Genomic DNA, 13,093 nt, shown 5'->3' with positions numbered 1-13,093 from the left:
CACTTCGATTAGCCCCATTGGCCAAAATTGGCAACAGATTCTTTTGTGATGAATATTTTCAATCGTTTAGATCATTATTTTCTTACGTAAACGTAAGAAAATACGTCACGAAAGTGTCAAACTTTCTGCCGCTTTTCGTGATGCAGCGCCAGATAATCGGCACTGCGCATCTCAAACAACCGCGAGGCCGTGCGGTCGAATTCGAAACCTTCCGTCCCCTTGCGTTTGCCGAGCAGGTCCTCCGGCATGGCGGCAGCGGAAGCGAAAAGCCTGACGCTGTGATCGTAAAGCGCATCGATGAGGATGATGAAACGTTTGGTCTCGTTGCGCTTGTCCGCGTTCAAGAACGGAATGTGGTCGATGAAGACCGTATCGAAACGATTGGCGATGGCAAGGAAATCGGAAGCCCCGAGTGGCTTCTCGCAAAGATCGGAAAAGGAAAAACGGGCGACCCGGCCGCTGGCGCGGGGCACCAGAATGGAGCGGCCCTTCATCGGTATCTCGGTCGGCGCAACGAGGTGACCGGCAATCATGTGCCGCCAGGCCATGTCCATCGCCTGATCCGCCGAACCGTCGAGCGGCGTGACATAGACGGGCAGGCTTTCCAGCTTCTCCATCCGGTAGTCGGTGGGGCTGTCCAGCGTCACCACCTCCACATATTTCTTCAGCAGATCGACGAAGGGCAGGAACAGACCGCGGTTGAGGCCGTCCTTGTAGAGATTGTCCGGCACGACGTTGGAGGTCGTCACCAACGTGCAGCCATTGGCGAACAGCTCGCTGAACAACCGGGCGAGGATCATCGCATCGGCAATATCCGTGACGGTGAATTCGTCGAAACATAAAAGCTCGGCTTCCGCCAGCAGCTGGGCGGCAACGGGCGGAATGGGGTCAGCCTGTTTGGTTTCGCCGTTCTTCAGCTTCTGCCGGTGCGCGTGCACACGATTATGCACATCCGCCATGAATTCATGGAAATGGCAGCGCCGCTTGGAGGAAACCGGTGCCATTTCATAGAACATGTCCATCAGCATCGTCTTGCCACGACCAACGCTGCCATAGACATACAATCCCTTGACGGCGGCGGCAGGTCCGGCCTTGCGCGCGAACATCCAGCCAAGCGCGCTCTTTTTCTTGGCCGGCTTGCGCGCCTTCAGATCGGCAAGGATACGATCGAGATGCGCTGCCACGCCAAGCTGAGCCGCATCGGCCTGCAAGGTGCCAGCTGCCGTCAATGCGTTGAGCTGTTCAACGACACTATGATTGTAATCAGGCAATGGCTTCATGGAAAAGCGCCCCGGCCGCGGGCGCAACGCAGCACCCGCGAGGAATGGAATGACTCAGAACAACGAAAGCAATCCGGCCGCACCGGAACGGCTCACCGGCTGAGGCTGAGCGGCTGACCGCTGTTGGTCGTGCCGTCGAAGCGCGCATCGGCGCTCTTGTAGACGCGGCCGATGGTGTCGCCCGAACGGTTCTTGAAGAGAACCATCTTGCCCGACACTTCCCAGGAACCCATCGCCGTCAGTTCGCCGGAACATCCACGTGTGCCGCCGCGCGAACCGCTGCCGAGATTGGTGAGCGTCAGGAACATGTCACAATTGGCGCCGCCATTGGAAACGCGCCAGTTGCCGACCATGGATTCCTTGGTCACGTCAAGCGCCGTTGCCGGAGGTGCCGCGGAAGCGACATTCATGCCGCCAGGGGCCGCCGATGCCGGAGCCGAAGGGAACTGGCTGCCCGAAGCGCCACCAGGCGGCGGCAGGGCGCCGGACTGAACGGAAGGAACCGGCTGAGCCTGCAAGGGCGGCGTATAACCGGGATTGTTGCTGCCGTTATTGTTGTAATCGTAGGAGGTACGTTGGCAACCGGCGAGACTCATCACAACCGCAAGGCCTGTCACCACATATCTGAATTGCATATCAAGCTCCCGATTCTCTCGCTTCAGGAAAGACGATGATCAAACAAGAAGGCTGAATTATTACCAAAGCCTTATCTTGCGCAAGCGATGGCCGGGATAATTACAATTTCGGTTGATTTTTACCGATTTTCCCGAGCCATGTCGTAAAAAGAGCCGCGGCTGAGACCGCGGCCCGGATAAATTCCCGTCACCAGCGAATCGCCGTTAGACGCGACGTTCGACCATCATCTTCTTGATTTCCGCGATCGCCTTGGCCGGGTTCAAGCCCTTCGGGCAGGCCTGCGCGCAGTTCATGATGGTGTGGCAGCGATAAAGACGGAACGGGTCCTCGAGATTGTCGAGACGCTCGCCGGTTGCTTCGTCGCGGCTGTCGATCAGCCAGCGATAGGCCTGCAGCAGAACGGCCGGACCAAGGTAACGGTCGCCATTCCACCAGTAGCTGGGACAGGAGGTGGAGCAGCAGGCGCAGAGAATGCACTCATAAAGACCGTCGAGCTTCAGGCGGTCCTCATGGCTCTGCTTCCATTCCTTGGCAGGCGTCGGCGAAACCGTCTTCAGCCAGGGCTCGATGGAGCGATGCTGGGCATAGAAGTTCGACAGATCGGGAACAAGGTCCTTCACGACGGGCATATGCGGCAGCGGATAAACCTTCACCGTGCCGTTGATCTCCTCCATGCCCTTGGTGCAGGCAAGCGTGTTGGTGCCGTCGATGTTCATGGCGCAGGAACCGCAAATGCCTTCGCGGCAGGAGCGGCGCAGCGTCAGCGTCGGGTCGATATTGTTCTTGATGTAGAGAAGCGCATCGAGAACCATCGGCCCGCAATCGTCGACATCGATATAATAGGTATCGATGCGCGGGTTCTGGCCGTCATCCGGGTTCCAGCGATAGATGCGGTATTCGCGCACATTCTTGGCACCGTCAGGCTTCGGCCAGACCTTGCCTTCGCTGATCTGGGAATTCTTGGGGAGAGCGAGTTCAACCATATCCAGTTCCTCAAATCAGTAGACGCGCGCCTTCGGCTCGATCTTTTTCGGATCGATGCCGTCGGCGATGAGGTCGGTGTGAACCGGGCGGTAGTCGAGCTTGACGTCGCCTTCCGGGCTGACCCAGGAGAGCGTGTGCTTGCGCCAGTTCACATCGTCGCGACCGGCGAACGGACCGTCGACGAAATCCTCACGGGCGTGCGAACCACGGCTTTCCTTGCGCGCTTCCGCGCCATAGACCGTGGTGATCGCATTGGCCATGAGGTTGTGCAGCTCGAGCGTCTCGACCAGATCGGAGTTCCAGACCATCGAACGGTCGGTGACCTTGACGTCAGGCAGTTCCTTCCAGATGGCGGAAAGACGCTGGCAACCGCTTTCCAGCGATTCCTGCGTGCGGAACACGGCCGCATCGTCCTGCATGGCGCGCTGCATCTTGTCGCGCAGCACCGCCGTCGGCGTCGAGCCATTGGCATAACGCACGCTGTCGAAGCGCTCCATGATCTTGTCACAAGCCGCGATGTCGAGCGCCGGAACCGGCGCATCGCGGTCGATGACCTGCGCGGCGCGAATGGCGGCGGCACGGCCGAAGACCACAAGGTCGATCAGCGAGTTGGAGCCGAGGCGGTTCGCACCGTGAACCGAGGCGCAACCGGCTTCGCCGACAGCCATCAGGCCGGGTGCGATACGTTCCGGGTTGTTGGCATCGGCATTCAGCACTTCACCCCAATAGTTGGTCGGAATGCCGCCCATATTGTAGTGAACCGTCGGCAGGACCGGGATCGGCTCGCGCGTCACGTCGACACCGGCGAAAATCTTGGCGCTTTCGGAAATGCCCGGAAGGCGCTCATGCAGGATCGCCGGATCGAGGTGATCGAGATGCAGGAAGATGTGGTCCTTGTTCTTGCCGACGCCGCGGCCTTCACGGATTTCCATCGTCATGCAGCGCGAGACCACGTCACGCGAGGCAAGGTCCTTCGCGGAAGGCGCATAACGCTCCATGAAGCGCTCGCCTTCGGAGTTGACGAGATAACCGCCTTCGCCGCGTGCGCCTTCGGTGATCAGGCAGCCTGCGCCGTAGATACCGGTTGGATGGAACTGCACGAATTCCATGTCCTGAAGCGGCAGGCCGGCACGGGCGATCATGCCGCCGCCGTCGCCGGTGCAGGTATGGGCCGAGGTCGCCGAGAAGTAGGCGCGGCCGTAACCGCCGGTCGCCAGGACCACCATCTTGGCGGCGAAGCGATGGATCGTGCCGTCATCGAGGTTCCAGGCAACGACGCCGGTGCAGCGGCCGTCGGGAGACATGATGAGGTCGAGCGCGAAATATTCGATGAAGAATTCCGCATTGTTGCGCAGCGACTGGCCATAAAGCGTGTGCAGAATGGCGTGACCGGTACGGTCGGCGGCGGCGCAGGTGCGCTGCACCGGCGGGCCTTCACCATAGTTCTGCATGTGACCGCCGAACGGGCGCTGGTAGATCTTGCCTTCCTCGTTGCGCGAGAAAGGCACGCCGTAATGCTCCAGCTCATAGACCGCTTTTGGCGCTTCCATGGCGAGATATTGCATCGCATCGACGTCGCCGAGCCAGTCGGAGCCCTTCACGGTGTCGTAAAGGTGCCACTGCCAACAGTCAGGCGTCATGTTGGTGAGCGATGCGGCGATGCCGCCCTGCGCCGCAACCGTGTGGGAGCGCGTCGGGAAAACCTTGGTGATGCAGGCCGTGCGGAAACCCTGTTCCGCCATGCCGAGCGTTGCGCGCAGACCCGCGCCGCCGGCGCCCACCACGATCACGTCATAGGAGTGATCGACATAGGTGTAGGCCTTGCCATTCTGGGAAGGTGAACTGATCGATGCCATGGCGGACTTATCCTGCGAATGCGATTTTCAGAATGGCGAAGATGGAAAGGCCGCCAATGAGAACCGCGAAAAACATATTGAGCATCAGAAGAACGAGCTTCGAAACCTCGGCGTGAATGTAGTCTTCGATGATGACCTGCATGCCGAGCTTCATGTGGATGAGGCCGGAAACCAGAACCAGAGCCATGATGACCGCAACGAGCGGGTTCGACAGCGCCGCGACGACTTCAGGATAGGGCGCGCCGGCATATCTGATGAGGAAGACGACAAAGAAGACGAGCAACGGAACGTTGGCGACCGCAGTCACACGCTGGCGCCAGAAATGGTCGGTGCCTTCCTTGGCGGAGCCGAGGCCGCGAACCTTTCCGAGAGGTGTACGCATATCCATGAAAAATCTCCTCAGCGCACGATCAGGGCAATGACCCAGATCAGCGCGGTCAGACAGATCGACACCACCCATGAGGCCTTTGCCAGCTTGGTGGTAAAGTGCTTTTCGAAACCGTAGCCCAGATCCCACATGAAGTGGCGAAGACCGCCCAGCATGTGATGGACCAGAGCCCAGGTGTAGCCGATCAGGATGAGCCTGCCGATGATCGTACCCATCGCCCAGTTGACCCAGTCGTAATAGGCAGGACCCGAGGCGATTGCGATCAGCCACCAGGCAACCAGAAGCGTTCCGAAATAAAGCGCGCCGCCTGTAATGCGGTGCACGATGGATGCGACCATCGTCGGAATCAGCTTGTAAACTTGAAGATGCGGCGACAGAGGCCGGTTATTTGTCACATTCGCCATCAGAACCTCGCGGCGTTTTCCCGTGCGCCCACAAGATTGGACGCCCCCAAGCAACAGCACATGACGAAAGAATGTGCATTGCACCAACCGCGACGTTTAATCACATGGGGGCATCACCACAAGCACATTTCATGACCGATTCGAATTTAATCGATTGGTTCACGAATTTTTTTTGGAATTTTTTTGCGTGAAAATAAAAAATCGAGCGTTTCCAAGATTTACACCCTCGAAATATTTACCTTTACGTAATTCAGGAATCGTGTAATTTACCTTTGGTTAACCTGAAAAATCCGGAGAATGTGGCTCATGTTACAGCGCCGAATCGCCGCTCTGACCATGATGGTCGCAGGCGTCATTTTCACCGCAATGCCATCTGCGGCGGCAGAGGATTTTCATAGCCGCCATGATTATCGGCATAGGCAATCACAGACAAGTTTCTCCACGGACGGGCTGCCGTCAACCCTGCCCGGCGGCACCTATGTGGGCGCGATATCGGCCCTGCGGATACGCGGCAACGGCAATTATTTTGCAATCGGCGGCGGGTTTACGCAAAGAGGAGCAGGGGATACGACGGCCGCGCAACTTGCCCCCAAGGCTAAAATCATCAACGTCCATGCCGAAAGCGCGGGCGATGCCTGCGCCTACGAACATGGCGTCTGTATTATCAGGCCCTAGGGCGTTCCGGTAAAAATGCAGAACGACCTTGCGTTCGAAAATGCGGAACGCTCCGATCAGATGAAGCGCCACACCGTGGTCTTTTTCACTTCGCTGTCTTCCAGCGCCCGCGTTACCGGCACCTGACAGGTGGCTTCAGCGCGAAGACGCTCTTTGGGCAGATAAGCCCGCCCCGGATCGCCGACGAGCACCCTCACGCCCTTTTCCGTCAGGTCCAGAAACCATGGCACCAGAAGATCGGCGAAGGCACGGTCGTAAAACACATCGCCCGCCAGCAGCACATCCGCCTCCACCGGCTTTCCGACCATATCGAGCCCCGTAAAACCGATATCCACGCCATTGAGCGCCGCATTCAGCCGAATGGCCGTTTCCGTCCATGGATCGATATCGGCGGCCAGGACCGTATCGGCACCCGCTTTCGCAGCCGCTATGGCGACCAACCCGGAGCCGCTGGCGAAATCCAGCACGCGTCTGCCGGAAACGCTTTCAGGATGATCGAGAACATAACGGGCAAGCCCCTGCCCGCCGGCCCAGGCAAAGGCCCAGAAGGGCGGCGGCAGGCCGATCTCCTCCAGCTCCTCCTCCGTCTTCAGCCACAGCTCATGCGCTTCGGTGGCGAGATGAAGGCGCAATTCCGGCACATGCGGCGGATGCATGATGCCGGTATTGTCGAGAATGAAACGTTCGGGATCGGTCCTCACCGAAGGATCAGTCCGGTGACTTCGGCGGATTGGCGAGTTTGCCCATGCGGCAGACCTCAAGATATTCCTCTTCCGTCACGGGCTGCACGGAGAGCCGCATGGAGGTGACGAGCGACATCTTCTCCAATTTGGGGTTGGCCTTCACATCCTTCAGCGAAACCGGCTGCGGCATATCGCAGACAGCGCGGATATCAACGCAGTCCCATTTCAGATCCCCTTCGGCGGTCGAGTCCGGATGCGACAATGCGCAGACTTCGACGATGCCGACAACATCCAGCCCCTCATTGGAATGATAGAAGAAACCCTTGTCGCCGATCTTCATGGCGCGCATGTTGTTGCGCGCCTGATAATTGCGCACGCCGGTCCATTCTTCGCCCGCCTCGCCCTTGGCCTTCTGCATCTCCCAGGACCATTTGAACGGCTCGGACTTGTAAAGCCAGTAATTCGCCATGCCCACTCAAGCTCCCGGATTGTTGAAGACCCAATTATAGGGCTTCACATCCACGCTTTCGAACAGGCCAGCCTTGGCATAGGGATCGGTATCGGCGAGCGCCTTCGCCGCATCGATATCGGCGGCTTCAACGATCACGAGGCTGCCATTCGGCTTGCCTTCAGCATCCAGAAACGGACCGGCAATCTTCAGCGTACCCTCGGCATTCAGCTTGTTCAGGTGCTCCAGATGCGCCGGGCGCGTTTCCATGCGTACATTCAGATGGCCGGGCTTGTCCTTGCAGATAAAGGCAAACAGCATTTTCGTCTCCTCGTTAAAACATGTCTTTCAAAAGCGTCAGCGGCTTGGAGCAAAGACCCACCCTCATTCGGTGGTGATGGGCCGTGTCATCAATTGTTGCATGGCGTTCGCCACATCCAGATTGCCGTCGATGATGGCAGCCACCGCTTCGGTAACCGGCATGTCGACGGCATGACTTTCTCCGAGCCGGGCGGCGACGGCTGCCGCAAAGGCACCCTCCACCAACCCGCCGGACATATCCTTGCCCTCACCCCGGCCAAGCGCGATGCCGAAACGCAGGTTGCGCGACTGGTGGCTGGTGGCGGTCAGCACCAGATCGCCGAGGCCCGAGAGGCCGCGCACTGTGTCCGCCTTGCCACCCATCGCAACGATGAGACGCGACATCTCGGCAAGGCCGCGCGAAATCAGCGCCGCCCGGGCGGAATCACCAAGACCCGCGCCTTCGACGATGCCGGCGGCAATGGCGAGCACATTCTTCAGCGCCCCGCCAAGCTGCACGCCGATACGGTCGGTCGAGGCATAAAGCCGGAAGGTCCTGCCGGAAATCGTGGTCGCCAGCCGTTCGGCAACCGCTGCGTCTTCCGCCGCAATCGCCATGGCGGTGGGCAGGCCGCGTGCGATATCTGCCGCAAATCCCGGACCGGAAAGGACCGCAATCGGATGATGCGGCAGTTCCGCCTCAAGAAGTTCCGTCAGCAGCCGGCCGGAGCTGCGGTCGATACCCTTGGCGCAGGTAACGATGATGGAGTCATTAGCCAGATAAGGACCATAATGACGCGCCGCATCCGCATGAGCCTGCGAGGGCATGGCGAAGAGCACGATATTGGCGCCAGCCAGCACATCCGGCTCAACCGAAAATTCAAGCGCGTCCGGCAGCTCGACACCCGGCAGGGCCGCCTCGTGAACACGATCAACCTTCAGATCGGCCATCAGCGATGCATCACGTCCGAGCAAGGTGACGTCATGCCGGTTTTCCAGCGCAATGACGACGGCAAGCGCAGTTCCGAAGGCGCCAGCGCCGATGACGACGATTTTTTCCCGCTGCATCAGGCCTTGGCTCCCCTTTTGCCGAAACCGATTAACGTCTCCGCATTGCCATCAAGTGGCCAGCGCGAGCGCGGCGGTATCTCCAGCGGATCGGCTTGCCTGCCATCCGCCATGCGCTCCAGTCCCGCCCAGGCGATCATTGCGGCATTGTCGGTGCAAAGCCGGTGCGGCGGCGCGACGAAACGGAAGCCATGCGTATCGCAAAGCGCCTGCAGCGTCTGGCGGATTTCCTGATTGGCGGCGACACCGCCGGCGACGACCAGAGCAGGCTCGGTTTCCATATGCGGAAATTCCTGGCTGAAACGGGCAAGGCCACGGCCGATCCGATCCTTGAGTGTGCGCGATACCGCTCTCTGGAACGAAGCGCAGATATCGGCGATATCCTGCTCCGAAAGCGGCGCGATGGCGGTCGCCGCCTGCCGCACCGCCGTCTTCAGGCCGGAAAAGGAAAAATCGAGCCGGGTTTCGCCGACCATCGGGCGCGGCAGCGGAAACCGGTTCGGGTCCCCCTTCGCCGCCGCTTTCTCGACCGCAGGCCCGCCGGGATAGGGCAGCCCGAGAAGCTTCGCAGTCTTGTCGAAAGCTTCACCAAGCGCGTCATCGATGGTGGTGCCCCAGCGCTCATAATCGCCCACGCCACGCACCAGCACCAGCTGGGTATGGCCGCCGGAAACCAGCAGCATCAGATAGGGGAAAGACAGGCCATCGGTCAGTCGCGCCGTCAGCGCATGGCCCTCCAGATGGTTGATGGCGTAAAGCGGCTTGTCCGCCGCCTTGGCTATCGCCTTGCCCGTCATCAAGCCCACCAGCAGGCCACCGATGAGGCCGGGTCCGGAGGTGGCAGCAATGGCGTCGACATCGGCAAGCGTGACACCCGCCTGCTCCAGCGCTTCTTCCACCAGCGTGTCCAATGCCTCGACATGGGCGCGCGCGGCAATTTCCGGCACCACGCCGCCATAGGCGCTGTGTTCCTCAAGCTGCGACAAAACGACGTCGGAGACGATCTCGCCACGCCCGTCCGCATGCCGAACCACAATGGATGCAGCGGTTTCGTCACAGCTTGTCTCTATGCCGAGGATACGAAGAAAGGGGGTCATCAAATCTGTTCGTTCATTGCGATCATGCGCTGAGTTGGTCTAAGACAACTCCGGTAACAATGGATAGACGCGGATGCAAACAAAACCTTTCCGAATCGGCACGCGCGGCAGCCCTCTGGCGCTCGCACAGGCTTATGAGACCCGCAGCCGGCTGATGTCGGCGCATGGCCTGCCGGAAGACATGTTCGAAATCGTCGTGCTATCCACCAAGGGTGATCGGATAACCGACCGCGCTCTGTCGGAGATCGGCGGCAAGGGCCTGTTCACTGAAGAACTGGAGAGCCAGCTTCTGTCCGGCGAACTCGATATTGCCGTGCATTCCTCCAAGGACATGCCGACCGTCTTACCCGAGGGCCTGCATCTCTCTGCCTTCCTGCCGCGTGAAGACATGCGCGACGCCTTTATCGGCCGCACCGCGCCGAAGCTTCTGGAGTTGCCGCAGGGCGCCGTTGTCGGCTCCGCCTCTCTGCGCCGTCAGGCGCTGATCCGCCGCCTGCGGCCGGATCTGAGCGTCATCGTTTTTCGCGGTCTGGTCGATACCCGCCTGCGCAAGCTCGAAGAAGGCCAGGCGGATGCAACGCTTCTTGCCTTTGCCGGCCTGAAAAGGCTCGGCAAGGAGAATGTCCCGACGGAAATTCTCGACCCGAAGGAATTCCCCCCCGCTCCGGCACAAGGCGCGATCTGTGTGGAAAGCCGCATCGGCGATACGCGCATGGACGAGCTGCTTGCCCCGATAAATGACAGGCCGACTTTCGACGCCGTGACCTGTGAGCGCGCCTTTCTGGCCGCGCTTGATGGCTCCTGTCGCACGCCGATCGCCGGTTATGCGACCTGCGACGGCGACGATTTGCATTTTTCCGGGCTCATCCTCACGCCCGATGGCCAGACGAGCCACGGCATCGAAATCTCCGGCAGCCGCAGGGATGCGGCGAAACTTGGCCGACAGGCCGGCGAAGAGGTGCGCGCCAGGGCGGGCAGCAATTTCTTCGAAGGCTGGAGCTGAGCCGGTGCGGATCGTCGTCACCCGGCCGCAGCGTTCGGGCGAAAGGACGGCCGCAAAGCTTGAAGCGCTCGGCCATGAGCCGGTGCTTCTTCCGCTGTTTCATCCCGTCCATCATGGCGAACGCGCCATCTCGGCGCTCTCCGGTCCGCTGGCGGCTATCGCGGTAACCAGCGCAGAGGCGGTACGGGCACTGGACACATTCGGAGAGCGACTGGCCCCGCATCTTTCGAAACCGCTTTTTGCGGTCGGCGGAGCAACGGCGCAGGCAGCGGAAAAAGCCGGATTCGGGCAGATATTCACCGCGTCAGGAGATGCGCTCGGTCTGACTGCACTGGTGACGGAGCACCGCGCCTTTTTTTCCGAGGAACAACCCCTGCTCTATCTCGCCGGCAGGCCACGTGGCTCCGTCTTCGAGGAAGGTCTTGCCGCAGCGGGCATTCCCTTCAGAACGGTCGACTGCTACGAGATGCTGCCCTCGGACATCTCCGAAAACATGCTTGAAACGGCCCTTCTCGACACCGCTGCCGATGTAGTCCTGCTCTACTCCTCGGAGTCGGCACGGGCCTTTTTCCGCCATGCGTCGGCGGAAAAATATGTGAGGGCGCTGGCGGCGGTCCAGTTCATCTGCATCAGCCGCAATGTGCTTTCTCTGGTTCCGGAAATCTTCCGCTCAAAGGCCATCGCCGCCGAAGAGCCGAGCGAGGCGGCGATGTTCGAACTTCTGCGCCAGAACTCTGGAACCTAATTGGCGTTCGCCCCTTTCCTTTGCCGCCGTCACTGACTAGGTTTAGATTACTGCAGGCAGAAATGAGGTTGTCATGGTATCGGGAAAGCCGCCACGCCACTCCAAGTCCAAAGCCGAACCGGTCACAATCGACCTGGACGCAAAAGACGTGAAAGCAATTTCCGCCGAAGGGGACGCTGCCGGGACGGATGAAAAGCCCGATGACAAAACGCCGGCGTCACCTGTAAAACCGGGCGCTCCGGAAACAAAGCCTGAAGCAGTCGCAACGGGCAATCCCGCGCCCGTCTGGGATCAGCCGAAGAAAACCCCTATCGAGCCCGAGCCCAATGTCGGCAAAGCGGACTCCGCAGCCGCCGGACCGAAGGCTGAAAGCACCGGGGACAAGCAGAAGGAGCCGGTCTCGTCGGTTCCTGTTCCGCCCAAAGCCGATGCAAAACCGACGGCGGATACAGCCGGAGCGAGCGCCGCCGCGACTGCTGCTGCGGCGTCGAAACCGGCTTTTGGCGCCACAGCCTCCGCCGGCACATCCGGCAACGCCTCTGCCGCGAAACCATCGGCCACGACCCCGTCTTCAGGGCCGGCCAAACCGTCCGCACCACCGCAGGCGGAGCGCAAACAGGCGGCAACCTCGGGCCTGATCGCAGCCGGTATCGTCGGCGGCCTCATCGCCCTCGCCGCCGCCGGCAGCATGCAATATGCCGGTATACTGCCTTCCTCCAATCCCGGAAAAGCCGGAAGCGATGAGATCGCCACATTGAAAACCGATATCGCCAGCCTGCGGCAGCAACTCGCCAATGCCCCGACGGCGGACACTTCGGCACTGGAACAGCGCATCGCGACGCTCGAAGGCGCAAAGGGTGAGGCCCCGCAGGTGGATGGGCTTGCGGAAAAAGTCGCCGCGCTGGAAACCGCGCTGCAGTCGGAACGATCCGCGCAGGCATCGGCAACAGCGGAACTGACGCGCCGCCTCGCCGATGCGGAAACCAAGATCAACGAACCGCGCGACGATATCGAAGTCGCCCGCGCCATCGCCTCGGCCGCGCTGAAGGCCGCGATCGATCGCGGCGGTCCGTTCCTCACGGAACTCGACACGCTCTCCAAGGTCACGCCCGACGATCCGGCCATCGCATCGCTGCAATCCTTCGCCGCAACCGGCGTGCCGTCACGTTCCGAACTGATGCAGAAATTCCCTGATGTCGCCAATGCGATGCTGTCGGCCATCAATCAGCCCGACCCCAATCAGGGCATCATGGAGCGCCTGACGGAAAGCGCCTTTTCGCTGGTAAAGGTGCGCCCGGTCGGAAATATCGAGGGTGAGACGCCTGACGCCATGATCGCGCGCATGGAAAACAAGCTGCGCAACGGCGATCTGCAGGGCGCGGCACTTGAATGGAACGGGCTTCCCGAGGCTGCCCAAACAGCGTCCGCCGACTATAAAAAATCTCTGGATGCACGCATCGAGGTCGAAAATCTGGTGGGCGGCACGTTGAACCGCGCCATCACCAGCACCGGCAGACAGGGGTAAG

The 13,093-nt window shown here is 60.4% G+C and carries 15 protein-coding genes; 4 read left to right on the top strand and 11 right to left on the bottom strand.

The features are described 5' to 3' along the window. Positions 1-116: 116 nt before the first annotated feature. From zapE to sdhC, 6 genes are all read right to left on the bottom strand, one after another. The gene (zapE, locus tag N434_RS06455) at positions 117-1,280 is read right to left on the bottom strand and encodes a cell division protein ZapE (protein ID WP_065114270.1); all 1,164 of its coding nucleotides are present in this window, start codon (positions 1,278-1,280) and stop codon (positions 117-119) included. Between the two features lie 92 nt (positions 1,281-1,372). After that, positions 1,373-1,915 carry a protease inhibitor Inh/omp19 family protein gene (locus N434_RS06450; protein ID WP_065114271.1) on the bottom strand — a complete coding sequence of 181 codons (543 nt, stop codon included), beginning with the start codon at positions 1,913-1,915 and terminating at the stop codon, positions 1,373-1,375. Between the two features lie 204 nt (positions 1,916-2,119). After that, complete coding sequence (locus tag N434_RS06445) at positions 2,120-2,899, bottom strand: succinate dehydrogenase iron-sulfur subunit (RefSeq protein WP_003523509.1); 780 nt, start codon at positions 2,897-2,899, stop codon at positions 2,120-2,122. A 15-nt stretch (positions 2,900-2,914) separates the two neighbouring features. After that, positions 2,915-4,756: a succinate dehydrogenase flavoprotein subunit gene (sdhA, locus tag N434_RS06440; protein WP_065114273.1), complete on the bottom strand. Its 1,842-nt coding sequence runs from the start codon at positions 4,754-4,756 to the stop codon at positions 2,915-2,917. A 7-nt stretch (positions 4,757-4,763) separates the two neighbouring features. Further along, positions 4,764-5,144, bottom strand: coding sequence for a succinate dehydrogenase, hydrophobic membrane anchor protein (gene sdhD, locus N434_RS06435; RefSeq protein WP_065114274.1), 381 nt, complete (start codon positions 5,142-5,144; stop codon positions 4,764-4,766). An 11-nt stretch (positions 5,145-5,155) separates the two neighbouring features. Then, on the bottom strand, positions 5,156-5,548 hold the full coding sequence (sdhC, locus tag N434_RS06430) for a succinate dehydrogenase, cytochrome b556 subunit (RefSeq protein ID WP_065114275.1): 393 nt from the start codon (positions 5,546-5,548) through the stop codon (positions 5,156-5,158). 306 nt (positions 5,549-5,854) lie between these two features. On the opposite strand from sdhC, the gene N434_RS06425 reads away from it, so the two are divergent. Beyond that, complete coding sequence (locus N434_RS06425; RefSeq protein ID WP_065116065.1) at positions 5,855-6,223, top strand: hypothetical protein; 369 nt, start codon at positions 5,855-5,857, stop codon at positions 6,221-6,223. 56 nt (positions 6,224-6,279) lie between these two features. On the opposite strand, the gene N434_RS06420 is transcribed toward N434_RS06425, so the two are convergent. The 5 genes from N434_RS06420 to tsaD form a co-directional block, all read right to left on the bottom strand. After that, positions 6,280-6,924, bottom strand: a complete 645-nt coding sequence (locus N434_RS06420; protein WP_110756729.1) for a class I SAM-dependent methyltransferase — start codon at positions 6,922-6,924, stop codon at positions 6,280-6,282. 7 nt (positions 6,925-6,931) lie between these two features. Then, positions 6,932-7,375: an EVE domain-containing protein gene (locus N434_RS06415; protein ID WP_110756866.1), complete on the bottom strand. Its 444-nt coding sequence runs from the start codon at positions 7,373-7,375 to the stop codon at positions 6,932-6,934. A gap of 6 nt (positions 7,376-7,381) precedes the next feature. Beyond that, on the bottom strand, positions 7,382-7,675 hold the full coding sequence (locus N434_RS06410) for a YciI-like protein (RefSeq protein ID WP_110756727.1): 294 nt from the start codon (positions 7,673-7,675) through the stop codon (positions 7,382-7,384). 63 nt (positions 7,676-7,738) lie between these two features. Continuing rightward, positions 7,739-8,722 (bottom strand): NAD(P)H-dependent glycerol-3-phosphate dehydrogenase, encoded by a 984-nt coding sequence (locus N434_RS06405; RefSeq protein WP_110756725.1) that lies wholly within the window; start codon positions 8,720-8,722, stop codon positions 7,739-7,741. Beyond that, entirely contained in the window at positions 8,722-9,819 is a 1,098-nt protein-coding gene (tsaD, locus tag N434_RS06400) for a tRNA (adenosine(37)-N6)-threonylcarbamoyltransferase complex transferase subunit TsaD (RefSeq protein WP_110756723.1), read from the bottom strand. The genes N434_RS06405 and tsaD overlap by 1 nt, the downstream gene beginning before the upstream one ends. Positions 9,820-9,892: 73 nt before the next feature. Here tsaD and hemC point away from each other — a divergent pair, with 73 nt between their 5' ends. The 3 genes from hemC (at position 9,893) to N434_RS06385 (ending at position 13,092) form a co-directional block, all read left to right on the top strand. After that, positions 9,893-10,822, top strand: a complete 930-nt coding sequence (hemC, locus tag N434_RS06395; RefSeq protein WP_110756722.1) for a hydroxymethylbilane synthase — start codon at positions 9,893-9,895, stop codon at positions 10,820-10,822. A gap of 4 nt (positions 10,823-10,826) precedes the next feature. Then, positions 10,827-11,567 carry a uroporphyrinogen-III synthase gene (locus tag N434_RS06390; RefSeq protein ID WP_110756720.1) on the top strand — a complete coding sequence of 247 codons (741 nt, stop codon included), beginning with the start codon at positions 10,827-10,829 and terminating at the stop codon, positions 11,565-11,567. A 73-nt stretch (positions 11,568-11,640) separates the two neighbouring features. Further along, a complete protein-coding gene (locus tag N434_RS06385) occupies positions 11,641-13,092 on the top strand; it encodes a COG4223 family protein (protein ID WP_110756718.1) in 1,452 nt (483 codons plus the stop codon). Position 13,093 lies beyond the last annotated feature (1 nt).

It is taken from the genome of Rhizobium sp. UGM030330-04 (genome assembly GCF_003208455.1).
GTDB classification, from domain to species: Bacteria; Pseudomonadota; Alphaproteobacteria; order Rhizobiales; family Rhizobiaceae; genus Agrobacterium; species Agrobacterium rhizogenes_A.
The sequence above is the reverse complement of the archived record's forward strand: the minus strand, read 5'-3'. Positions and strand labels throughout refer to the sequence as shown.